Genomic DNA, 22681 nt, shown 5'->3' with positions numbered 1-22681 from the left:
CATGCTAAAAGGTCTCTCGAAGCAGGTTTCGAGGGAGCGGCCGCATGGAAGGCGAGAACAAGAAAACGGCACGTTCGGACCTCGACGAAGCCGCCCTCTACTTCCACAAGCATCCAACGCCGGGAAAGCTCGAGATCCAGGCGACCAAGCCGCTCGGCAACCAGCGCGACCTGGCGCTCGCCTATTCGCCCGGCGTGGCCGCCCCTTGCCTCGAAATCCGCGACAATCCGGCAACCGCCGCCGACTATACGGCGCGCGCAAACCTCGTCGGCGTCGTCTCCAACGGCTCGGCCGTGCTCGGCCTCGGCAATATCGGCCCGCTGGCCTCCAAGCCGGTCATGGAAGGCAAGGCGGTACTGTTCAAGAAGTTCGCCGGCATCGACGTCTTCGACATCGAGATCGACGCACCTGGCATCGAGCGCATGGTCGAGACGATCTCGGCGCTGGAGCCGACCTTCGGCGGCATCAACCTCGAGGACATCAAGGCGCCGGAGTGTTTCGAGGTCGAGGAACAGCTCAAGGCGCGTATGAAGATACCGGTCTTCCACGACGACCAGCATGGCACCGCCATCATCGTCGCCGCCGCCGTGCTCAACGGGCTGGAATTCGCCGGCAAGACCATTTCAGACATCAAGGTCGTCACCTCGGGCGCCGGCGCCGCCGCCCTTGCCTGCTTGAACCTTCTGGTCTCGCTCGGCGTACGCATCGAAAACATCTGGGTCACCGACCGTTTCGGCGTCGCCTACAAGGGCCGTGTCGACGAGATGGATCGCTGGAAGGATCCTTATGTGAAGGATACCAAGGCGCGCACGCTGGCCGATGTCATCGCCGGCGCCGACGTCTTCCTCGGCCTTTCGGCGGCGGGCGTGCTGAAGCCGGAACTGCTGCAGCACATGGCGCCGAAACCGCTGATCCTGGCGCTGGCCAACCCCAATCCCGAGATCATGCCGGAAGAGGCGCGCGCGGCGCGTCCCGATGCGATGATCTGCACCGGCCGGTCCGATTTTCCCAATCAGGTCAACAATGTCCTGTGCTTCCCCTACATCTTCCGTGGCGCGCTCGATTGTGGCGCCAGTGCTATCAACGAAGAGATGAAGATGGCGGCCGTGCGGGCCATCGCCGCCCTTGCCCGCGAAGAGCCGTCGGACGTCGCCGCGCGCGCCTATTCGGGCGAGACGCCGATCTTCGGACCCGAATTCCTGATCCCCTCGCCCTTCGATCCGAGGCTGATCCTGCGCATCGCGCCGGCCGTCGCCAAGGCAGCCTGCGACACCGGTGTGGCGACGCGGCCGATCACCGATTTCGCCGCCTATATCGACAAGCTCAACCGCTTCGTCTTCCGCTCCGGCCTGGTGATGAAGCCGGTGTTCTCGTCCGCCAAGGCATCGAGCGCCAAGCGCGTCATCTACGCCGATGGCGAGGATGAGCGCGTGCTGCGCGCCGCCCAGGTGGTGCTCGAGGAAGGCATCGCCGAGCCAATCCTGATCGGCCGTCCGCATGTCATCGAGGTCAGGCTGAAGCGCTATGGCCTGCGCATCAAGCCGGGCGTCGATTTCGGCCTGATCAACCCGGAGGACGATCCGCGCTACCGCCACTATGTCGACCTGCTGATCGAACTCGCCGGCCGGCGCGGCGTGACGACGGAGGCCGCGCGCACCATGGTGCGCACCGACAACACCGTGATCGCGGCACTTGCACTGAAGCGCGGCGATGCCGATGCCATGGTCTGCGGCCTCGAAGGGCGCTTCGAGCGGCATTTGCGCAATGTGTCCCTGATCATTGGCCCTCGCGCGGGCATCAAGGACCACGACCTGTCGACGCTTTCCATGCTGATTTCGCAGCGCGGCATCATCTTCCTCACCGACACACACGTCTCCGTCGACCCGACAGCCGAGGAGATCGCCGAGATGACCGTGCTGGCGGCCGAGGAAATCCAGCGCTTCGGCATCGAGCCGAAGGCTGCCCTTCTGTCGCATTCAGATTTCGGCTCGCGCGATTCGCCAAGCGCGCTCAAGATGCGGCAGGCGGCGGCGATCCTGGCGCGCATCGCGCCGGAGTTGCAGTGCGACGGCGAAATGCATGCCGATTCCGCGCTGTCGGAGCATCTGCGCCAGCGCGTCTATCCGCATTCGCGGCTGAAGGGCGAAGCCAATTTGCTGGTGTTCCCGAACCTCGATTCGGCCAACATCACGCTGACGGCATTGCGCGCCATGATGGATGCGCTGCATGTCGGGCCAATCCTGCTCGGCACCGACATGCCGGCGCACATACTGACGCCCTCGGTCACCTCGCGCGGTGTCGTCAACATGACGGCGCTGGCCGTGGTCGAGGCGGCGCACAAGGCGCAGGCAGTGGTCAATCTGGGCGGAACACAGGTTTCGCAGTAAACTGCGGTTAACCGCGAACACGGTAGCCTCGCGGACGAACAGGCGGGATTGAGGCGGATGACAAGCGGAGGGTTGAAGCGGGCGCATGCTGCCATGCTGCTTGGCCTCCTGCTGTCCGGCGCCACCATCACCGAGTCCCAGGCTGCCTCGCGCGTCTGCCGTCAGTTGGAGGCCGATCTTGCCGCGGCTTCGCGCGGCAGCGGCGGCGGTCCGGCAATGATCCGGAAATACGACGCCGCGATCGATCGGCAGCGCGAACAGATCTCGAAGGCCCGCGACCAGGCAAGCAACTCCGGTTGCGGGTTTTCGCTGTTTTCCCGCAACATCAATCGATGCGCAGGCCTCAACGCCACCATCGACCGCATGAACGCCAATCTCGACAGTCTGCAGGCCAAGCGTGCCCAGCTCGCCGGTGGCGGATCACGCCGCGACCGTGGCCGCATCCTGGCCGCGCTCGATGCCAATGGCTGCCGCGACGACACGGTTGCGCCACGCCGCGCACCACTGCAGGAAGCAGACCGTGGCGAAGAAGACGGCAACGCAAACCTGTTCGACCAGCTTTTCGGCAACGACGCCCCGCCCAGCGACACGCCTGACCAGCCGGAGGATCCCGGCGAGGAACGCAATGTCCGCCGCGTCCTGAACCTGCCCGGCATTCCGGACTTTCCAAGCTCCAGTGGCGAGTTCCACACCACCTGCGTGCGCACTTGCGACGGCTATTTCTTTCCGATGTCGAACGCAGCCTCGGTCGGCGACTTCGAGCGCGATCAGAAGAATTGCGAATCGAGCTGCCCAGGCACTGAGATGCAGGTCTTCTATTCGCGCGGCATGGACGACGATTCAGCCGCGATGACATCATCGGTTACCGGCAAGCCTTACAGCGAATTGCCGACTGCCTATCTCTACAAGCAATCCAACATGTCGCGGCCGCCGGCTTGCGGATGCAACGCGGCGCAGAACTTCCAGATCATTGGCGGCAATCCGCCGAACCCACAGCAGTCGCAGCCGGAACCGGACGCAGCACCGTTGGTTCCCGTGCCGGCCTCCAAGCCCGATCCGAGCGCCGACCCAGAAACGCTGGCCAACAGGGACGGCGGGCTCGACCGCGAAGCCATCAAGCGGCTTTCCGCCAAACCGGTGACGTCGCCCGTGTCCGCCTTGCCGCCGGAACAGCGCAAGGTCAGGGTCGTCGGGCCAACGTTCCTTCCCGACCCATCAGCGGCAATAAATCTGCAAGCTCCGGCCCCGAAGGCAGTCCAGTAAGCGCAAGCCTCAGCGGCATGAACAGCCCCTTGCCCTTGCGCCCGGTCGCTTCCCTGATCTTGCCGGTCCAATCCTTCCAGACCGTCCCGTTCCAAGGCTCTTCAGGCAGTAGATCGAAGGCCTGTCCGAGGAACTCACGATCATCATCGGAGAACTCCGGTCCGTCCTGCGGCCCCTCGCGCAGGATACGCCACCAGCCCACCGCGTCGGCAAGCCGGTCGAGATTGCCGCGCACCGCCAGCCAGAACGGCTCGGCCTGTTCGCCGGAGATGCCCAGCACCATCAGCCTGTCCCGTGCCTCGTCGAACGGCATATGGTGCAGCAGCACGCGGTTGAGCACGAACAGTTCGTCCGGATCGAACTTAGCCGATGATTTCGAGGTCGCGGCGGGGTCGAAATGGCCGGCGAGTTCGGTCAGGTCGTGCGCAGCCGCGACATTCTCCGAGGTGCCGACCAGCACGGCCAGCGAAGCGACGGCCATCGGCTCGATGCCATCCTCGCGCAGGCTTTCGATGGAGAGCGCGCCGGTGCGCTTCGACAGCCCCTCACCCGAGACGGTGGTCAAAAGGTTATGGTGGCCGAAAACAGGCGGCTCGGCGTCCAGCGCCTTGAACAGGGCGATCTGCACGCCGGTGTTGGTGACATGGTCGTCGCCGCGGATGACGTGGCTGACGCCCATCTCCATGTCGTCGACGACGGAGGGCAGCGTGTAGAGATAAGTGCCGTCCTCGCGCACCAGGACCGGGTCGGACAGCGAGGCCAGATCGACCGTTTCCTCTCCACGCACCAGATCGGTCCAGTGGACCTCGGTGCGCTCCGGCTGCTGCGGATCGCCCGAGAAATTGGGCAGCAGGAAGCGCCAGTGCGGCCGGCGCCCGTCAGCCTGGTACTCGGCCACCTGCTCTCGCGTCAGCGCCAGCGCCTCGCGGCCATAGACCGGCGGCAGGCCGCGCGTACGGCGCACTTTTCGCCGGAGATCGAGTTCCTCCGGCGTCTCGTAGCAGGCATAGAGCACGCCCTCCGCCTTCAGCCGCTCGACCGCCGCGTCATAGACTTCGAAGCGCCGCGACTGATATTCGGTGGCGTCGGGAAAAATGCCCAGCCAATGCAGGTCGTAGAGGATGGCGTCGGCGAATTCCTGCTTCGAGCGGGCGATGTCGGTGTCATCGAAGCGCTGGATGAAGCGGCCCTTGTTGTTGAGCGCAAACAGCCAGTTGAACAGAGCGGTGCGCGCATTGCCGATATGGATGCGGCCGGTCGGTGACGGGGCGAAACGAACGGTAACTGTCATGAGCGGGGCGTACCGGATGCTTTTGTGGTTGACAAGACGCGCCCCCGCGCCGGTCGGCACACATAGAACATGACGCGGGCAATGAAAAGACTTAAGCAATTCCAGGAAAAGTGTGAAACGGTTTTCCCGGGAAAAGCGCGCAGCGCTTTCCCTTGGAATTGCGTTAAAACAAACAGTTAGAGCGGTTCGCCGTTTTCGTGAAACGGTGAACTGCTCCAAGGGCCAAGCGAGGCGCATGGCCCTTGTCCGATCAGGTCAGATCGTTGAAGGCGATCAGTGGCCGAAGTCGTCGGAACTGAGGCGGGTCCAGCGGTCGCCCATCAACCCACCGATGAAGATGTCGCCGGTGCGGACCGCTTGCGTTACCTCGGGGATGCGCGAGCGCACCATCGTCCCCCCGGCATAACGGAAGAAGACATTCTTGTAGCTGAAGAGCTGCGGCATGAATCTGCTCTGCGTCTGCCCGATGATGCCTGCGCAGCCCATATTCCATGCGTCCGCGATGAGGCTGTCCAGCGTTGCGCCCCAGTGAGATCCGGAGGCCTGGATTTGCAACAGGTTCGCGATGCCACCGGCTTGACCGTAGAAAGCGTAGCAGCCGAGCAATTTACCAGCTTCGTCGTAGGTCCCGCCGAAATGAAGGGGGCCGTCGGCCTGCTTCTCGGTCGCCAGTGCGAGCAGCCGTGGCAGCTCGCCATCCTGCCAACGCGGCCGAAGCGCGTAATCGGACGTAAGCGTCGGCAACCGTTCCGCAAATTGCGCGGCATCCATCGGCTCGCGATGGACCCGGTGTGGCGAGGAATGCTGGACGGGCGGCTCGAACCTCTTTCTCGTAAAAGCGTCGAATGCTCTGGCGCAAGGATCGAGTGCGAAGCGAGGCAGGCCCGGCCATTTACCGCGCACCACTGCGGAGACCACCGCGGCCGGGCGGAAAATGCGGGTCCATCCCAGACAATGCGCCGGCAGGAGCTGGTATTTCATCGGGCGTGCGAAGGCCAGGGATACCCGGTTGGCCGAATCGGTCAGATACAGATCGAACTCGCCTTGATGCAGGGCACGCAGCAATTGCGGTCCAGCCGAGCCGTGATCGGTGCCGGGGTCGGCCATCAGTGGACCGATGATCGCCGCATTCAATGCCGCTCCGTTGAGCTCGTAGCGGGCCTTCAGGACACCGAGGAAGCCACCCAGATCGCCCTGCGGGTTGATCTGGACAAGAGCGTTGCTCGCACCGGGCTGGCCGACAGGGTCGAGATAGATCTTTCTCATATACTCGGCCGTCTCCACGATCGCACGGTCGAGGAGGTGACGCCGGCGGCGGCGAAACTTCGTCAGGAAGAGTGCGGCGACGCGCTCGAGATCTTCGGCAGCGAGCGGCCGAACCGAGCCGTGGTGAGACTCCTGCACCGCCGGCGCAGCCACCTTTTCCACACCGGCATTTTCGGAAACAAGATGCATCGTGAAGCCTATGGAGGTCGTCTGCCGCAGGGCGAAATCCTGCGCTGAATCAATCGGATCCCAGCATCTGCATCGACCGCCTCTGGGTTGCTTGGAGTAAATGTATATCAATCAATGGTTGAAACAACGTATCTCGCTCGGTATCGTAAACAGGCGTCTCGAGATTCAGGATCTGGAAAAGAATTCGATGCTGCTTGGCGTCACGGATTTGCTCGGCCAGCAGACGCCGAGCGACAGGGGTTTCGGACACGCGTTCCCTATGGGCTCACGAGAGTTCTGTTGCCCAGCCCCGCCCGGCTTATAGCGCTTGATAGAGGTGGCCTCCGGCCAAAGCCGGAGGCCACCTCAGGTCAGATGACCAGCCCCTTGGTCAGTTCGAGCGCCTGACGCTCGAACAGCCGGCGGTAGATGCCGCCCTTCAGCCGGATCAGCTCGTCATGCGAGCCCTCCTCGACGATCTTGCCGCGATCGAAGACCAGCAGCCTGTCGAGCGCCCGCACCGTCGAAAGCCGGTGCGCGATCACCAGCGTGGTGCGGCCGACCATCAGCCGTTCCATTGCCTGCTGGATCAGCACCTCCGATTCCGAATCGAGGCTCGATGTCGCCTCGTCCAGGATCAGGATGCGCGCATCGGCCAGGAAAGCGCGCGCGATCGCCACGCGCTGCCGCTCGCCGCCCGACAGTTTAACGCCGCGCTCGCCGACCAGCGTGCCATAATCCTTCGGCAGGCTGGTGATGAAATCATGCGCGCTCGCCAGGCGTGCGGCATGCTCGATCTCCGCCTGCGTCGCACTCGGTCTGGCATAGGCGATGTTCTCTGCCAGTGACCGGTGAAACAGGATCGGCTCCTGCTGGACAATCGCGATCTGCCCGCGCAGCGACGCTTGCGCCACCTGCGAGATGTCCTGGCCGTCGACCAGGATCTTGCCCGCATTCACGTCATAAAGCCGCTGGATGAGCTTGACGAAGGTTGTCTTGCCCGAGCCCGAGTGACCGACGAGCCCGACCCGTTCACCCGGCGCGATATCGACCGAAAAGTCGCGATAGAGCGGCGACCGATGATTGCCGTAATGGAAGGTGACGTTGTCGAAGCTGATGGCCCCTTGCGTGATCCGGATCGGTTTGGCGCCGGGCCGGTCCTCGATGCCGAGCGGTTCGGATTGGAAATCGACCAGTTCCTCCATGTCGTTGATCGAACGCTGCAAATTGCGGATATGCGTGCCGATATCCCTGAGATAGCCCTGCAGCACGAAGAACGAGGTCAGCACGAAGGCGACGTCGCCTGCACTCGCCTGGCCCCACGACCACAGCATCAGCGCCAGGCCGATCACCGCGGCGCGCATGACCAGCAGCAGCGCCCCTTGCGTGGTGCCGTTGATGGTGCCGCGCACCCAGGTGCGCCGCGTGCGCGCACGCCATTTGGCGACCACCCTGGCAAGGCGGCCCTCCTCGCGCTCCTCGGCGCCAAAGCCCTTGACCACGGCGTTGCAGCTCACCGCATCGGCGAGCGAACCGCCGAGGCGCGTGTCCCAGGTGTTGGCAAGCCTAGCCGCCGGCGCGACATAGCCAAGCGACAGCAGCGCCGTCACCATGATGAACAGCACCGAGCCGGCGGCCACGACCACCCCCATCAACGGCCAGAACCAGCCAAGCAGCAGCGTCGAACCGACAAGCATGACGACCGACGGCAAAAGCGCGATCAGGATGGTGTCGTTGAGCAGGTCGAGCGCCCACATGCCGCGCGTCACCTTGCGCACCGTCGAGCCGGCAAACGAGTTGGCGTGCCAGTCGGTGGAAAACCGCTGGACGCGATGGAAGGCATCGGCGGCGATGTCGGCCATCATCTTCAGCGTCAACTCGACGATGCCCATGAAGGCGAGGTTGCGCAGCACGAGGCCGGTCAGGGCCAGCGCCATAAGGATGAAGAACGCCGTCATCGCGGCATTCCAGGCAATGGCGTCGGCGCCGGCGCTGCTGGCAACGGCATCGACCAGCCGGCCGGAATAGAGCGGCGTCAGGACGTCGGCCAGCGTCGACAGCAGGAAACCACCCATGATCAGCGAAAGCCGCCAGGGCTGGCGCCGCCAATGGGTGAGCGTGAAACCAAGAACGCTGCGAAAGGCGCGCGCGCGCAAATCGATCTTGAAACGAGCCATGATGTCATTCGGGCGCAAACGAGCCCGATCCCAGTAAGGTCGAAAATTGAAGAAGCCGCGCAGGGGGCGAATGGCTGCCCAGAAGCGGAGTGGCATATTTGGGCGTCACGCCCGTAATCGGGCGGCGACCGGCATCGGCATAAGCCTGTGCTCAAACCGGCTTCGATGCGAAGGATGGACCTTCGCGGAGCGCAGGCAGAGACCTAAGCTTCGCGGCCTCGCATTACCATTTTAAATACTGCCATTCGGACCTCCCGCAAATGAATCGCGGAGTGGTCGTTATAGAGACGGCCTGATGCATCGCCAAGACGGGCTCACGCAAAAAGCATATCTGGTCCAACCACTGCGATTATTTTGCAACAACGGGCGCGGCTGGCTCGATTACGGCACGACGAGATAGGCCTTCTGGTCGGCAATCGCGATCGTCACGTCGGTACCGGAATTGAACTCGACGAAATCGACCTCCATTCCGTCGCTGAAGATGACGCCGCCCTTGCTCTGTCGCGAGGAGACGACCAGCGGCCGATCGCGGGTGATAACGCCATGGACCAGCGACACGCCTGTCGTGTTGCTCGGAAACGGCTCGCGCACCGAGAAGAACAGCTGCTCGCCTTCACGGTCATAGCCTTGCGGCGGCACTGTCGGCACGGATGTGTCGCCATAGGCCGCGGCCAGTCCGGCAGCACCCGCCATGACCGAACGCAGCCAGCCGGTGGAGCCCGCCCCAGTTGAAATGATGATGCCGCTCGACGACTGGCGCTCGGTCCTGCCGCCATAGGTCAGTTCGTAGCGGGCCGAGACGTGCGTGCTCGCGCCGACGAACAGGTCGTTGAAGGCAATCAGCCGCCTTCCGTCATTGGAACGCGCCTCGGCCATCACCACCGCCTGGCGCTTCGCCTTGCCGGAAATCGTCAGATCGAGCACCTTTTCGGTGTCGTCGGCGTTCCAGGGCAACAGCACACCGTCAAAAAGCGCCGGATTGGGATTGACGCCGATCAGCGGCTGATGTGGCAGGTACTTTGCCGTGTTGGAGACCAGCCCGTCCTGACCGAGCGCAATCACCACATCGGACCCGAATTCGAACTGCGGCACCAGTTCGCGGTCGAGCCGCAACTGCTTGAGACCCTGGGGCAGAGAACCCATCACCCGGTCGAGCGCGCGATGGTAGGTATCGTGCGCTGACTTGACCGGGTCGAAATTCATGCCGGCCTGCCGGAGATAGAAGCGGGCCTGGCCTTGCGTGTTGAAACGCGTCGTCAGTTCCTCGAGCTCGGTCTTGCGGGTGACGACGATCACCCGGTCGATCGGCCTATCGCCCTGCTCGCCGGCCACCTTCTACATCACTTCTCGGTCTTGGCCGGCGCGGCAAGCTGGCTCAGCGCGCTGGTCAGCATGTCAGGCGTGATCGACAGATTGCCGACAGAACCGCCCTTCTCCGCCCAGGCCTTGAAGGCCATTGCCGTCAGCACGTTGGCGGGCGCCGACGAATAAACGGTCAGTTCGAGCTGCTGCGCCTTGGCGGCCGCCTCGGCCAGCGTCAGCTTGTTGCGCGCTTCGGTGTCGACCAGGAGTTTGTTGCGCTCGGCCAGTTCGATCTCGGTCGCCAGTTCGCTCTGCTTGATCTCGCGCTCTTTCTCGACGGCATGTGCCCGACGCGCATAGATCGCCTCGTCGGCCTGCCGCTGCAGCGCCTCGCGATACTCGGTCTGCAGCGCCTTGCGGATTTCCGGCGTCGGCTGGACCGAGGTGATATGGACCTCCTCGATTGACAGACCGGCGGTCGAGGCGATCGGATCGCTTCGCAGCAGGTCGGCAAGATTGCCGCCGAGCTTGGTCACCTCCGCCAGCGCCTGTTCGAGCGTCATGCTCGACACCATGGCCCGCGCCCGGCTCTGAATGGCCAGCACGAGGCGTTCGGCGATCTTCTCGCGGCCGTCTCCGGCAACGTCGGACTTGCTGAGCCTGGCGCTGAAGTCAAAACCTTCCGCTGCCTTGACCGGATCGACGATGCGGTAGCTGACCGAGCCCTGGATCGCCAGATCCTGGAAATTGGCGGTGGTTTCGGTGAAGATGAACGGGTTGTCGAGTGACGTCACCGGCACCATGGCGATGGTCGTGCCCAATGTACCGTACCAGAAGCTGATGCCGCGCCCTTGTTCCCGGATCTTGCCGTTCTTGAAACGAACGATGTGATACTCAGGCGTTCCCTTGAAATAGCTGATGAACATGCACGCCCCCAAGGTTCTTCAATAAAATCAGAACTTTACCCGCGATCCCTGAAGCGGTTGGTGATGGGATAGCGGCGGTCGCGGCCAAAGTTCTTCCGGGTGATCTTGACGCCCGGCGCCGCCTGCCGGCGCTTGTATTCGGCGATGTAGAGCAGATGCTCGATGCGCGTCACCGTCGCCCGGTCATGGCCGCGCGCGACGATGTCGTCGACGCCCATCTCGTTCTCGACCAGGCATTCGAGGATATCGTCCAGCACCGGATAGGGCGGCAGCGAATCCTGGTCGGTCTGGTTCTCGCGCAGTTCCGCCGACGGCGCCTTGTCGATGATGTTCTTCGGGATGACCTCGCCCGAAGGCCCGAGCGCGCCCGGCGGCACATGGCTGTTGCGCCAGCGCGACAGCGCATAGACCTGCATCTTGTAGAGGTCTTTTATTGGATTGAAGCCGCCATTCATGTCGCCATAGAGCGTGGCATAACCGACCGACATCTCGCTCTTGTTGCCTGTCGTGACCACCATCGAGCCGAACTTGTTGGAGATCGCCATCAGGATGGTACCGCGCGCGCGGCTCTGCAAATTTTCCTCGGTGATGCCTTCCTTGGTGCCCTCGAAGAGCTGGGTCAGCGCGTGCAGAAAACCCTCGACCGGCTCGAAGATCGGCACGATGTCATAGCGGCAGCCGAGCGCGCGGGCACAGTCCTCGGCGTCCTTGAGCGAATCCTTCGACGTATAGCGGTAGGGCATCATCACCGCGCGCAGCCGCTCCTCGCCGAGCGCATCGACGGCCAGCGCAGCGCAGATGGCCGAATCGATGCCGCCGGACAGGCCGAGCACGACGTTCTTGAAACCGTTCTTGTTGACGTAGTCCCGCAGGCCCAGCATGCAGGCGCGATAGTCTGCCTCCTCCCGCTCGGGGATTTTCGACATCGGCCCTTCCGAGCAGACCCAGCCGTCCTCCGTGCGTTTCCACGTCGTGACGTCGACCGCGTCCTCGAACTGGCTCATCTGGAAAGCCAAGGTCTTGTCGGCGCCGATGGCGAAGGACGCGCCGTCGAAGATCAGTTCGTCCTGACCGCCGAGCTGGTTGGCGTAGATCATCGGCAGCCCGCATTCGATGACCTGCTTGATGACGACCTGATGGCGCACGTCGATCTTGGCGCGATAATAGGGCGAGCCGTTCGGCACCAGCAGGATTTCCGCACCGCTCTCCGCCAGCGATTCGCAAATGCCGACATCGCCCCAGATGTCCTCGCAGATCGGAACTCCGATGCGCACGCCGCGGAAATTGACGGGGCCCTGGATCTCGAGCCCGGCCTGGAACACGCGCTTCTCGTCGAACTCGCCATAGTTCGGCAGGTCGAGCTTGTAGCGCTCGGCGATGATCTTGCCGCCATCGGCGAAAATGATGGAGTTGTGCGTGCCGCTCTTGCGCTTCAGCGGCGTGCCGATGATGACGCCCGGGCCGCCATCTGACGTATCGGCGGCAAAATCCTGCGCCGCCTTCTCACAGGCCCTCAGGAAGGCCGGCTTCAGCACCAGATCCTCCGGCGGATAACCAGCAAGGAAAAGCTCGGTATAGAGCACGAGATCGGCGCCCTGGCGCGCGGCATCCGCCCTCGCCTCGCGCGCTTTGGCGAGATTGCCGGCGACATCGCCGACGGTCGGGTTGAGCTGGGCGATTGCGATGCGCAGGATGTCGAGCTTCTTGGTCATGCCTGCCGGTTTAGCGCGGCAAAATTCGCCCGGCAATGGCGTTCGTTTGGACCAATTCGGACCGATTGCCATCGTCAATCGTGTCGGACCGATTGACCTCAGTTATTCGCGTCCAGACCGGCGATCAGTCGTCGCCCATATACTCGCGCAACGATTGCGGCGAATGGTTCTCGCCGATCGACATCGCCAGGATGCGCGAGATGTGCCGGCGCGGCAGCCTCGTGTCCGCCGCCCATTGGTTGATCTGCGCCTGGATCTTGTCGAGGTCCCGCTTCGAAGTCGGGCTCTCCGCGATGTCGAGGCCGGAGTCGCGCAATGCGGCCGCCATGTCAGCCGAAATCACGAAGGCGTCCCAGCCCAGCCAGCGCAGGAAATACTGGCCGGTGTTGCCGCCCAGCCGGCTGCCATGCTTGCCGAGATAGGCCATCAGCCCGACCTGGTCGTCGGCTGGCCAGTTGGCGAGGAATTCGCCGAAGCCGCCATATTCCCCAGACACACGTTCGACGAAGGCGGCGTTGTCGCGGACAGATTTGATTTTCTGCGGGTTGCGCACAATGCGCTGGTCGGAAGCCAGATCGTGCCAGAAATCGTCAGGCTGGAACAACAGCCGCTTCGGCTCGAAGCGCAGAAATGCCTCCTCGAAACCGGGCCATTTCTGCTCGATGACCCGCCAGACAAAACCGGCGGCGAAGACGCGCTCGGCCATGGTCGAGAGAATGCGGTCGTCCGCGATGTCAGCCACTGCGGCATTGTCGGGCGCCGGCCCCAGCAGCGTTGAAAGCTCCGCGTCGCCGCCCTTGCGTTTGGCTGCACGGGTGCGGATTTTAGCGAAATCTGGCATTTTTGCTTCCATCTCCATGCCGCGCTTTTGAAGGTACTGCATCTTCCTATATGGAGACGAGACTGCCAAGCCGACGCTTTGGTGTGGAGACGTCCATGAACAAGACAGTGCCCGAACTGGCCAATCGATGGCTGAGGCGAAACCCAGAGAATTTGAGCGAGCTTGAGAGGCGGGTGCTGCAAAGCACTGTCGACCGCAAACCCATATCACAGGACATCAACGACAATCTTGCCGGCCTTCAGGGCGCCGGCGATCGTATCGCCGATGCCATCGCCCGTGTCGGCGGTTCGTGGTCGTTCATCCTGTCTTTCATCGCCTTCCTGATCTTGTGGATCGGTGCCAACTGGTGGCTGCTGGGGCAAGAGTCGTTCGACCCCTACCCCTTCATTTTCCTCAACCTGGTGCTGTCGATGATCGCTGCCCTGCAGGCGCCGGTAATCATGATGTCGCAGAATCGCCAGGCGGCGCGCGACCGCATCGACGCTGCCCATGACTATGAGGTCAACCTCAAGGCCGAAATCGAGATCATGGCGCTTCACGAAAAGCTGGACGAACTGCGCCATAGCCAGATCATCGGCATGCGCGACGAGATCGCGCAGATAGCCGAACAGCTGAAGCGGATCGACGAACGGCTCGCTCCCCAGACCCAGTCCTCATGACCGAAGCGATCCATCATTTCATCGAACAATACGGGCTGCTTGCCGTATTCCTGGGCTGCATCGCCGAGGGTGAAAGCATCGCCATCCTTGGCGGCTTCTTTGCCCACCAACATGTCTTCGTGCTGTGGCAGACATTTGTCGCGGCCGCCCTCGGCGCCTTCCTCGGCGACACGTTCTTCTTTATCCTGGGCAGAAGTTTCGCCGATCATCGGTATGTCGTCAGATTGCGCAGACGGCCCGGCTTCCGCCGCGCCTATCGCTTGCTCAACACCCATCCCAACATCTTCGTGCTGTCGAACCGATACGTCTACGGTATGCGCCTGGTCGGCGGCATCGCCGCAGGTCTTTCGACCATAGCGATGCCGCGCTTCATCATCCTCAACGCCATCTCGTCGGTGATCTGGGCAGTGCTGTTCAGTTCAATCGGCTACATTTTCGGGTTGGGCGCCGAGCACTTCGTCGGCCAGGCGTTGCTGCGCCACGAACGGCTGCTGATCGGGCTTGGCATCGGCCTGACGGTGGCGATCCTTGCCTGGCTCATCGCCCGACACATCGCCAAGCGGGAGCGCGCCAAGGAGCTTTGACCCGTCAGTCGATGCCGAGCGCCTGATCACCTCGATCGAGGATCAGCGGGATGATCAGGTCTTCCTCATCGGCAAGATGCCGGGTCAGCATGGCGATCAGCCGGCTGTTTTCATTGGCATAGGTATCCGCCGCGAAGCGCTGTTTGTCTTCACTCTCCTGAAGCGTCCTGATGAAGGCATTGGCCGCCTCGGCATTGCGCTCCAATCCTTCATGGATGGTGTGGTGGTCGGCATCGAGAACCTCGAAACCGCGCTTCAGCCGCGCCTCCGCCTTGGCGAAGACCGGAAAATAGTGATGATCCTCGACATTGTGGTGGCCGTCGAGATTACCGAGAAAATGGTTGAGGCGCGGCGCGAACCAGCGCGCGAAATCAGGCGCCGTCAGCCTGCCCTCGCGATAGTCGCCAATACCGTTGGTCAGAATGCCGCCGAGTTCGCGGAACATGTCGTGCCGCTGCAGCCACATGTTGGCGATACCGTGGATGTTGGCGTGGCCCTGCCATTCTTCACGAGGGTATTTTTCGACCAGCCAGCGCAAATCGTCCGGCAGGCCTTTGCGTTCGACAAGCAGAAGATTTGTAGCTTCGGACATGACAGTCTCCTTTGGTGACCGTCATATAAGAATGGCAACCCTAGATCGGTAGTCCGGTGATCCGCTCGATGAGCGCGATGCCCCAGACGCCGGCAACGATCACCACCGAGATCAGCACCGCCAGCGAACCGCAATCCTTGGCCAGTTGGATGTCCATATTGAACTCGCGGCTGAAGGCATCGCAGGCCGCCTCGATGCCGGTGTTCAGGACCTCGACCATGATCAGGAGCAGCACCGCGCCGATCAGCAAGGCATAGCCACGCCACGACACCGAAACGAACCACCCGGCCGGCAAAGCGAGCGCGAGCAGCATCAGCTCCTGCTGGAATGCCTTCTCGCTGGCAGCCAGCTTGCGGAACGCCCGCACCGAATTGATAAAAGCGTCGATCAGCCGCTGCATGCCCAAACCTCTTTCCGAATTACCGGCACGAGATAAAGCAACGGCCCGATCAAGGGAATAAGGCGTCTCGTCCTAAATTCACTCAGCGACCGCTATCGAAGGCGTCGACTTTTCAAACTGCGGCAGCTCGTCGTCGATCGAATAGTAGTCGCCTTTGTCACCGACAAAGATATGGCAGTCGCCCTTGAGACCTGTCGGCCTGTCGAACGATCCCGCCATGACCGAGATATAGTCTTGATCCCCTGGCTTCCAGAAAAGCACTGAGCCGCATGTCTCGCAGAAGCCGCGCCTGGCGAAAGCGGACGCTTCATACCAGGTGATGCTCTCAGTGCCTTCGATCACGATGTCGGCGTCGGCAACATTGGTCGCGGCATAGAAATGCCCGCTTTGCTTCCTGCATTGCGAGCAATGACAGTAGACTACCCCCCGCAGCGCTCCACTTGTCCGGAAGCGCACCGCTCCGCACAGGCATGATCCCTGGTGACTGTCGCTCATTTCGGCCCCCCTTGAAGAAACCTCGTTCAGCATCATGGTCAGGATTCCAGCTTTGCGGTGGTTACGCGCAAGCAAATACGACATCGACTGGCGCTCGGAATTCGAAATTCAGTTTCATTTTCAGCAGCGCGCCGTGCGGATTTCAAATTCAAAGCCGCCAAACTGGGTGTTGGCGGTGACGATGGTGCAAAAATTTATGCTTCTACAGCCACAGGTAGAGAAAAACCTGCGGAAGTCGTGCGAATTAAGGAAACTTTAGCGTCGCCGCATTTATGCTCTCGTCAAGCGAAGGTCGCGGGTGGGGACGCGCCTCTTTGCAAGATGTTCTGGACTATCGGGTCGCGCTCCCCAGGTCGGCGATCGATGGAACCCGCAAATTCTGTGCCGGGATCCGAGGGGAAGAGTGAACCAGACATGCAGCCGGCAGCCGCCCCAACCGACAAGAATACTGACATCGCATCCGCCGTCGTCGCCACCATGCGCCAGTTGGGCGTGCTCGGCCTGCCGCGCAACTACGAGATTTTCTACGAGGCATTGAGCGGCACCAACCGCGAGCTCAGCCTCGCCGTCCTTGCGCTGAGCAATCGGCCGGCACAAGACGAGCTGGATAAGATCGGGCGCGCTTTCTTCGCCCAGAATCACGGTCCCAGCATCGTCGAGCATGCCCGAGACGTCATCGCCAGGGAACTCGAGGAGGTTGCGTCGCTGTTGCGAAGTGAGCGCAGCCACATCGAGAAATACGGCAGGATCCTGGATGAAACATCCAGCGGCTTGAGCAATCGCAGCCTGCTCTCGCAGGATCTTCTGCAGAAGATTGCCAATGCAATGGCGGTCGCCACCAATTCGACCATCGATCACGGCCGGCAGGTCGCCTCGACACTGAGCGACAAGACGGCCGAACTCGAGAGCGTCAAATCGAAGCTCGAGGAATACAAGCGGTTGGCCGACACCGATCCCTTGACCCACATCTGGAATCGTCGCGCCTTCGACAAGGAAATCACCAGTATCTACACCAGCAACAAGGGTATCCTGTTCAATGCCTTGATCCTTGCCGACATCGATCGGTTCAAGGATATCAATGACCGCTACGGCCATCCTGTCGGCGACAAGATCATCCAGATCATCGCCGAGATTTTCCAGACCAGCATTCGCGGCGACATGTTCGTCGCCCGCACCGGCGGCGAGGAATTCGCGCTGATCATCGAGGGCGCCAGCGAAGACGCCACCTATGAGATCGCGGAACGCATTCGCGCCCTGATCGAGCAGACGCCCTTCACCAGCAGCCAGACCGGCATGAATTACGGCACCGTGACGGTATCGATGGGCATCTGCATGGCGTCGGAGGCCGACGGCCCGGAGGACCTCTACACCAAGGCCGACCGGGCGCTTTACCGTTCGAAGGTGAGCGGGCGCAACCGCGTGACCAAGCATTCGACGATGGCCGGCCGCGCCGGCAAGAGCTGGCTGCTCTACAAGAAGGACTGAGCTCTTCCCTCTTTGCTGGTTGCACCGGCACTAAACGGGAGCACAAACCACAAGCTAAAATAGAAAAAGGCGCCGGGTTTCCCAGGCGTCTTTTTCTTTATCGGTCCAATTGGTTGGGATCAGCCGTTGGCGACCTGCTTGTGCTGGACCGGGTGGCTTTTCTTCAAGAGATCCGACACCAGGAAGGCCAGTTCGATCGCCTGGTCGGCGTTGAGGCGCGGGTCGCAATGGGTGTGGTAGCGGTCCTGCAATTCCTCGGCGGTGATGGCACGTGCGCCGCCGGTGCATTCGGTGACGTTCTTGCCGGTCATCTCGACATGGATGCCGCCGGGATGCGTGCCTTCGGCGCGATGCACCTCGAAGAAGGTCTGCACTTCTTTCAGGATGCGGTCGAACGGCCGCGTCTTGTAGCCGGCGGCCTCGATGGTGTTGCCATGCATCGGGTCCGACGACCAGACCACGCTGCGGCCTTCCTTCTGCACCGCGCGCACCAGCTTCGGCAGGTGGTCGGCGACCTTGTCCGAGCCAAAGCGGGCGATCAGCGTCAGCCGGCCCGGCTCATTCTCGGGGTTGAGCAGGTCGATCAGTTCCAGCAAGCCGTCCGGCGTCAATGATGGGCCGCATTTCAGGCCGAGCGGGTTCTTGATGCCGCGGCAATATTCGACATGGGCATGGTCGGGCTGGCGGGTGCGGTCGCCGATCCAGATCATGTGGCCCGAGGTGGCGTACCAGTCGCCCGAGGTCGAATCGACGCGGGTCAGCGCTTCCTCATAGCCGAGCAGCAGCGCCTCATGGCTGGTGTAGAAATCGGTCTCGCGCAGCGCGTAATTGGTTTCCGAGGTGATGCCGACGGCCTTCATGAAGTCCATCGTCTCGGTGATGCGGTTGGCGAGCGACTCGTATTTTTCGCCTTGCGGGCTGTCGGAGACGAAGCCGAGCATCCAGCGATGCACGTTCTCCAGGCTGGCATAGCCGCCCTGCGCGAAGGCGCGCAAAAGATTAAGCGTCGCCGCCGACTGGCGGTAGGCCATCTCCTGGCGGGCGGGATCGGGAATGCGTGACTTCTGGTCGAATTCGATGCCGTTGATGATGTCACCGCGATAGCTCGGCAGCGTCACCTCGCCCTTGGTTTCATTGTCGGACGAACGCGGCTTGGCGAACTGGCCGGCAACGCGGCCGACCTTCACCACCGGCTGCGCGCCGGCAAAGGTCAGCACGACCGACATCTGCAGGAAGACGCGGAAAAAGTCGCGGATGTTGTCGGCGCCATGTTCGGCAAAGCTCTCGGCGCAATCGCCGCCCTGGAGCAGGAAGGCGTCGCCATTTGCCACAGCCGCGAGCTGCTTCTTCAGCTTGCGTGCTTCACCGGCAAAAACCAGCGGCGGAAAGGTGGCGAGCTGGGCTTCGGTGTTCTTGAGCGCGGCAAGGTCCGGATAGGCAGGAACCTGCTTGATCGGCTTTGCTCTCCACGAATTCGGCGACCATTTCGTCATCGCTGCACCCAACACTCTTTCCGGCGCGCACCCTCGCCCGCCATTTCCGCCCCTATATGGGTTGGCGGCTCCATACACGAAGCCGATTTCCTATTCTAGACCGGAATTTCAGCGCTGGCGAATGGGTCGGGTGGGCTACGCCGCCTTCTCCACCAACCGCGCGAGCTGTGTCATCACCACCGCCGAGCCCGCCAGCCGCTTGTCCGGCGTCGGCCAATCGCGCACGAAGACGACGCTGTGGTCCGGCCGGATCTTGGCCAGCGAACCCTGCTCGCCGATGAACTTGACCAGGCCGACCGGGTTGGAGAATTCGCGCTTGCGGAAATGGATGACGACGCCCTTCGGCCCGGCATCGAGCTTCTCGACATTGGCCTTCCGGCAAAGCGCCTTGATGAAGACGATCTTCAGGAGATGCTTCACCTCGTCCGGCAGCGGGCCGAAGCGGTCGATCAGTTCGGCGCCGAAAGCGTCGATCTCCTCGGTGTTTTCGAGATCGCCGAGGCGGCGGTAGAGCGCCAGCCTGAGCTGCAGGTCCGGAACATAGCTTTCCGGGATCATCACCGCCGTGCCGACGGCGATCTGCGGCGACCAGCCGCCATCCTGGACCTCGCCGGAATCCTTCACCTCGGCCACCGCCTCCTCCAGCATCTGCTGATAGAGCTCGAAGCCGACCTCCTTGATATGGCCGGACTGCTCTTCGCCGAGAAGATTGCCGGCGCCCCTGATATCGAGATCATGGCTGGCGAGCTGGAAGCCGGCGCCAAGCGTGTCTAGCGACTGCAGCACCTTCAGGCGGCGCTCCGCGGTGTCGGTGAGCTTGCGGTTGGCCGGCAGCGTGAACAGCGCATAGGCGCGCACCTTGGAGCGGCCGACGCGGCCGCGCAGCTGGTAGAGCTGCGACAGGCCGAACATGTCGGCGCGGTGGATGATCAGCGTGTTGGCCGTCGGAATGTCGAGGCCGGATTCGACGATGGTCGTCGACAAAAGCACATCATACTGGCCGTCATAGAAGGCATTCATGATGTCGTCGAGTTCGCCCGGCGGCATCTGGCCATGGGCCACCGCCACCTTCAGCTCCGGTACGGATTCTTTCAGGAAATCATGGATTTCCGAGAGATCACTGATGCGCGGAACGACGTAGAAGGAGTGACCGCCGCGGTAGCGCTCCCGCAGCAGCGTCTCGCGAATGACCAGCGGATCGAAGGGCGAGATGAAGGTGCGCACCGCCATGCGGTCGACCGGCGGGGTGGCGATCAGCGACAGTTCGCGCACGCCGGTCAGCGCCAGCTGCAGCGTGCGCGGGATCGGCGTCGCCGACAGCGTCAGCACATGGACGTCGGTCTTGAGGTCCTTCAACCGTTCCTTGTGCTTGACGCCAAAGTGCTGCTCCTCGTCGATGATCAGCAGGCCGAGATTCTTGAACGAGATGGCGGAGCCGAGCAGCGCATGGGTGCCGATGACGATGTCGACCTGCCCCTCGGCAATGCCTTTCTTGGTTTCGGCGAGTTCCTTGGCACCGACCAGCCGGGAGGCCTGGCCGACACGGATCGGCAGGCCGGAGAAGCGCTGCGAAAACGTCTTGAAATGCTGGCGCGACAACAGCGTCGTCGGCACCACCACGGCGACCTGGAACCCCTCCATCGCCGCGATGAAGGCGGCGCGCAGCGCCACTTCGGTCTTGCCGAAGCCGACATCGCCGCAGATCAGCCGGTCCATCGGCTTGCCGGCGCCAAGATCGTCGCGCACCGAGTCGATCGCCGTCTGCTGGTCGTCGGTCTCCTCATAGGGGAAGCGGGCGGAAAACTCGTCATAGAGGCCTTCGGCCGGCACCAGCGCCGGTGCGGACCGCATCTGCCGTTCCGCGGCAATGCGGATCAACTGCCCGGCCATGTCGAGCAGGCGCTTCTTCAGTTTCGCCTTGCGCGACTGCCAGGCGCCGCCGCCAAGCTTGTCCAGCGTCGCTTCGGCGGTGTCAGAGCCATAGCGCGACAGAAGCTCGATATTTTCCACCGGCAGGAACAGCCGGTCGTCGCCGGCATAGTGAATCTCAAGACAGTCATGCGGCGCGCCGACCGCTTCGATGGTGCGCAGGCCGATGAAGCGGCCAATGCCGTGGTCGGCATGGACAACGATATCGCCGGCCGACAGAGCCGAGGCCTCGGCAATGAAATCGGACGCCCGCTTCTTGCGCTTCGAGCGCCGGATCAGCCGGTCGCCGAGAATGTCCTGTTCGGCAACGACGACCAGCATTTCGGTCTCGAAGCCGGATTCGAGCGGCAGCACGGCCAATGCCGCCTGCCCCGGCTCGAGCTGTTCGGCTTCGGCAAGCGTCTCCACCTGCTTGAGATTGCCGAGATGGTGCTCGGCCAGGATCTGCCCAAGCCGGTCGAGCGAGCCTTCGGTCCAGCCGGCGATGACGACACGGCGCCGCGCCGCACGTTCGTCGGCAATATGCCTGACGACGACGTCGAAGACATTGATGTTGGGGTCGGCGCGCTCCTCGACGAAGCTGCGGCCATGGCGTGAGCCGGCGTGGTAGACTTTTTTCGCACCGGCATCGGGCGCATCAAAGGGCGTAAAGTCGATCGCTTCGCGCGGCCCGAGCGAGGCGATCAGGTTTTCCGGCGAGAGATAAAGCAGGTCCGGCGCCACCGGCTTGTAGGGCACGGCATCCTTCAGCGCGGCGTCGGCCTGCTTTTTGCGGGCCTCATAGTGGTCGAGGATCAGCGTGTGGCGTTCGGCCAGCGCCTCATGCGCCAGATGGTCGAAAATGACAGGCGTATCCGGCAGATAGTCGAACACCGTCTCCAACCGTTCGTAGAAGAACGGCAGCCAGTGCTCCATGCCGGCGAAGCGCCGGCCCTCGCTGACCGCCGCGTAAAGTCCGTCGTCGCGCTGGGGTGCGCCAAAGGCTTCGATATAGGAGCGGCGGAAGCGGCTGATGGTTTCCGGCGTCAGCGCCACTTCGCTCATCGCCTGCAGTGCCATCGACTTGCGCTGGCCAGTGGTGCGCTGGGTGGCGGCATCGAAGACTCGGATCGATTCCAGCGTATCGCCGAAGAAGTCGAGCCTGAGCGCCTCGGTCCAGCCGGGCGCGAACAGGTCGAGAATGCCGCCGCGCACCGCGAATTCACCAACGCCGCGCACCGTCGGCACGCGCTCGAAGCCTGACGTTTCCAGCCGCGACACCAGCGCGTTCATGTCGATCTGGTTGCCCGGCTTGGCATGAAACGTCTGCGACTCGACAAGGTCGGCCGGCGGAATGCGCTGAAGCAGCGCGTTGGCGGTGGTGAGGATGACGGCACGATGCGGCTTCTTCGCCAGCGCGATCATGGCGGTCAGCGCATCGAGGCGCTTGGCGGCGGCGTCCGAGCCGGGCGAGACCCGGTCGTAAGGCAGGCAATCCCAGGCCGGCAGTTCCAGCACCGGCAGGCTCGGCGCGGCGAAGGCCAGCGCCTCGATGATAACAGGCAGGCGCTGGCCGTCGCGCGCCACGAACAGCACGGGCTTGTCGGGCGCGATTTCGAGGGCAGCCTGCACCAATCCAAAGGCTTCATAGCCATCGGCGACACCGTCGACGATGAACTGGCCGGCGCGGCCTTTCGGCAGTCCGATTTTGGGGATGAGGCTCATGATTGCA

The 22681-nt window shown here is 62.8% G+C and carries 17 protein-coding genes; 5 read left to right on the top strand and 12 right to left on the bottom strand.

The window, feature by feature from the left end; all coding sequences use genetic code 11:
• The first annotated feature begins 44 nt into the window (after nucleotides 1-44).
• Nucleotides 45-2387 (top strand): NADP-dependent malic enzyme, encoded by a 2343-nt coding sequence (locus AC1DX4_RS10980; RefSeq protein WP_477220345.1) that lies wholly within the window; start codon nucleotides 45-47, stop codon nucleotides 2385-2387.
• Between the two features lie 57 nt (nucleotides 2388-2444).
• Nucleotides 2445-3650, top strand: coding sequence for a DUF2865 domain-containing protein (locus AC1DX4_RS10975; RefSeq protein WP_477220344.1), 1206 nt, complete (start codon nucleotides 2445-2447; stop codon nucleotides 3648-3650).
• On the opposite strand, the gene gltX is transcribed toward AC1DX4_RS10975, so the two are convergent.
• From gltX to AC1DX4_RS10940, 7 genes are all read right to left on the bottom strand, one after another.
• Nucleotides 3568-4941 carry a glutamate--tRNA ligase gene (gene gltX, locus AC1DX4_RS10970; protein ID WP_477220343.1) on the bottom strand — a complete coding sequence of 458 codons (1374 nt, stop codon included), beginning with the start codon at nucleotides 4939-4941 and terminating at the stop codon, nucleotides 3568-3570. The two genes, AC1DX4_RS10975 and gltX, sit on opposite strands and share 83 nt — an antisense overlap.
• 273 nt (nucleotides 4942-5214) lie before the next feature.
• Entirely contained in the window at nucleotides 5215-6396 is a 1182-nt protein-coding gene (locus AC1DX4_RS10965; protein WP_477220342.1) for a hypothetical protein, read from the bottom strand.
• A 350-nt stretch (nucleotides 6397-6746) separates the two neighbouring features.
• Entirely contained in the window at nucleotides 6747-8552 is a 1806-nt protein-coding gene (locus AC1DX4_RS10960; RefSeq protein ID WP_477220341.1) for an ABC transporter ATP-binding protein, read from the bottom strand.
• Nucleotides 8553-8933: 381 nt separating this feature from the next.
• Nucleotides 8934-9884 (bottom strand): diacylglycerol kinase catalytic domain-containing protein, encoded by a 951-nt coding sequence (locus AC1DX4_RS10955; RefSeq protein ID WP_477220340.1) that lies wholly within the window; start codon nucleotides 9882-9884, stop codon nucleotides 8934-8936.
• Nucleotides 9885-9892: 8 nt separating this feature from the next.
• Nucleotides 9893-10780 carry an SPFH domain-containing protein gene (locus tag AC1DX4_RS10950; RefSeq protein ID WP_477220339.1) on the bottom strand — a complete coding sequence of 296 codons (888 nt, stop codon included), beginning with the start codon at nucleotides 10778-10780 and terminating at the stop codon, nucleotides 9893-9895.
• 35 nt (nucleotides 10781-10815) lie between these two features.
• Nucleotides 10816-12492, bottom strand: coding sequence for an NAD+ synthase (locus AC1DX4_RS10945; protein ID WP_477220338.1), 1677 nt, complete (start codon nucleotides 12490-12492; stop codon nucleotides 10816-10818).
• Between the two features lie 124 nt (nucleotides 12493-12616).
• On the bottom strand, nucleotides 12617-13333 hold the full coding sequence (locus tag AC1DX4_RS10940) for a DNA-3-methyladenine glycosylase I (protein WP_477220337.1): 717 nt from the start codon (nucleotides 13331-13333) through the stop codon (nucleotides 12617-12619).
• A 95-nt stretch (nucleotides 13334-13428) separates the two neighbouring features.
• Between AC1DX4_RS10940 and AC1DX4_RS10935 the strand changes: the two genes are divergently transcribed.
• A complete protein-coding gene (locus AC1DX4_RS10935; RefSeq protein ID WP_477220336.1) occupies nucleotides 13429-13992 on the top strand; it encodes a DUF1003 domain-containing protein in 564 nt (187 codons plus the stop codon).
• Entirely contained in the window at nucleotides 13989-14576 is a 588-nt protein-coding gene (locus AC1DX4_RS10930; RefSeq protein ID WP_477220335.1) for a DedA family protein, read from the top strand. Before AC1DX4_RS10935 ends, AC1DX4_RS10930 begins: the two co-directional genes overlap by 4 nt.
• Nucleotides 14577-14580: 4 nt before the next feature.
• Here AC1DX4_RS10930 and AC1DX4_RS10925 read toward each other — a convergent pair whose 3' ends face one another.
• From AC1DX4_RS10925 to AC1DX4_RS10915, 3 genes are all read right to left on the bottom strand, one after another.
• Nucleotides 14581-15168: a hemerythrin domain-containing protein gene (locus AC1DX4_RS10925; RefSeq protein WP_477220334.1), complete on the bottom strand. Its 588-nt coding sequence runs from the start codon at nucleotides 15166-15168 to the stop codon at nucleotides 14581-14583.
• 40 nt (nucleotides 15169-15208) lie between these two features.
• A complete protein-coding gene (locus tag AC1DX4_RS10920; RefSeq protein WP_477220333.1) occupies nucleotides 15209-15568 on the bottom strand; it encodes a diacylglycerol kinase in 360 nt (119 codons plus the stop codon).
• Nucleotides 15569-15646: 78 nt separating this feature from the next.
• Nucleotides 15647-16063, bottom strand: a complete 417-nt coding sequence (locus AC1DX4_RS10915; protein ID WP_477220332.1) for a GFA family protein — start codon at nucleotides 16061-16063, stop codon at nucleotides 15647-15649.
• A 414-nt stretch (nucleotides 16064-16477) separates the two neighbouring features.
• On the opposite strand from AC1DX4_RS10915, the gene AC1DX4_RS10910 reads away from it, so the two are divergent.
• The gene (locus tag AC1DX4_RS10910) at nucleotides 16478-17548 is read left to right on the top strand and encodes a diguanylate cyclase domain-containing protein (RefSeq protein WP_477220331.1); all 1071 of its coding nucleotides are present in this window, start codon (nucleotides 16478-16480) and stop codon (nucleotides 17546-17548) included.
• Between the two features lie 119 nt (nucleotides 17549-17667).
• On the opposite strand, the gene AC1DX4_RS10905 is transcribed toward AC1DX4_RS10910, so the two are convergent.
• Together AC1DX4_RS10905 and mfd are read right to left on the bottom strand one after the other, a co-directional pair.
• Entirely contained in the window at nucleotides 17668-19041 is a 1374-nt protein-coding gene (locus AC1DX4_RS10905; protein WP_477220330.1) for a class II 3-deoxy-7-phosphoheptulonate synthase, read from the bottom strand.
• A gap of 135 nt (nucleotides 19042-19176) precedes the next feature.
• Nucleotides 19177-22674, bottom strand: coding sequence for a transcription-repair coupling factor (gene mfd / locus AC1DX4_RS10900; protein ID WP_477220329.1), 3498 nt, complete (start codon nucleotides 22672-22674; stop codon nucleotides 19177-19179).
• Nucleotides 22675-22681: the final 7 nt, after the last annotated feature.

Source organism: Mesorhizobium sp. P3_A8 (assembly GCF_056402995.1).
The sequence above is the reverse complement of the archived record's forward strand: the minus strand, read 5'-3'. Positions and strand labels throughout refer to the sequence as shown.

Bases quoted from the DNA above. Each gene is read 5' to 3' on its own strand.
- AC1DX4_RS10980 (WP_477220345.1), top strand. From the start codon at position 45: ATGGAAGGCGAGAACAAGAAAACGGCACGTTCGGACCTCGACGAAGCC.
- AC1DX4_RS10975 (WP_477220344.1), top strand. From the start codon at position 2,445: ATGACAAGCGGAGGGTTGAAGCGGGCGCATGCTGCCATGCTGCTTGGC.
- gltX (WP_477220343.1), bottom strand. From the start codon at position 4,941: ATGACAGTTACCGTTCGTTTCGCCCCGTCACCGACCGGCCGCATCCAT.
- AC1DX4_RS10965 (WP_477220342.1), bottom strand. From the start codon at position 6,396: ATGCATCTTGTTTCCGAAAATGCCGGTGTGGAAAAGGTGGCTGCGCCG.
- AC1DX4_RS10960 (WP_477220341.1), bottom strand. From the start codon at position 8,552: ATGGCTCGTTTCAAGATCGATTTGCGCGCGCGCGCCTTTCGCAGCGTT.
- AC1DX4_RS10950 (WP_477220339.1), bottom strand. From the start codon at position 10,780: ATGTTCATCAGCTATTTCAAGGGAACGCCTGAGTATCACATCGTTCGT.
- AC1DX4_RS10945 (WP_477220338.1), bottom strand. From the start codon at position 12,492: ATGACCAAGAAGCTCGACATCCTGCGCATCGCAATCGCCCAGCTCAAC.
- AC1DX4_RS10940 (WP_477220337.1), bottom strand. From the start codon at position 13,333: ATGCCAGATTTCGCTAAAATCCGCACCCGTGCAGCCAAACGCAAGGGC.
- AC1DX4_RS10935 (WP_477220336.1), top strand. From the start codon at position 13,429: ATGAACAAGACAGTGCCCGAACTGGCCAATCGATGGCTGAGGCGAAAC.
- AC1DX4_RS10930 (WP_477220335.1), top strand. From the start codon at position 13,989: ATGACCGAAGCGATCCATCATTTCATCGAACAATACGGGCTGCTTGCC.
- AC1DX4_RS10925 (WP_477220334.1), bottom strand. From the start codon at position 15,168: ATGTCCGAAGCTACAAATCTTCTGCTTGTCGAACGCAAAGGCCTGCCG.
- AC1DX4_RS10920 (WP_477220333.1), bottom strand. From the start codon at position 15,568: ATGCAGCGGCTGATCGACGCTTTTATCAATTCGGTGCGGGCGTTCCGC.
- AC1DX4_RS10915 (WP_477220332.1), bottom strand. From the start codon at position 16,063: ATGAGCGACAGTCACCAGGGATCATGCCTGTGCGGAGCGGTGCGCTTC.
- AC1DX4_RS10910 (WP_477220331.1), top strand. From the start codon at position 16,478: ATGCAGCCGGCAGCCGCCCCAACCGACAAGAATACTGACATCGCATCC.
- AC1DX4_RS10905 (WP_477220330.1), bottom strand. From the start codon at position 19,041: ATGACGAAATGGTCGCCGAATTCGTGGAGAGCAAAGCCGATCAAGCAG.
- mfd (WP_477220329.1), bottom strand. From the start codon at position 22,674: ATGAGCCTCATCCCCAAAATCGGACTGCCGAAAGGCCGCGCCGGCCAG.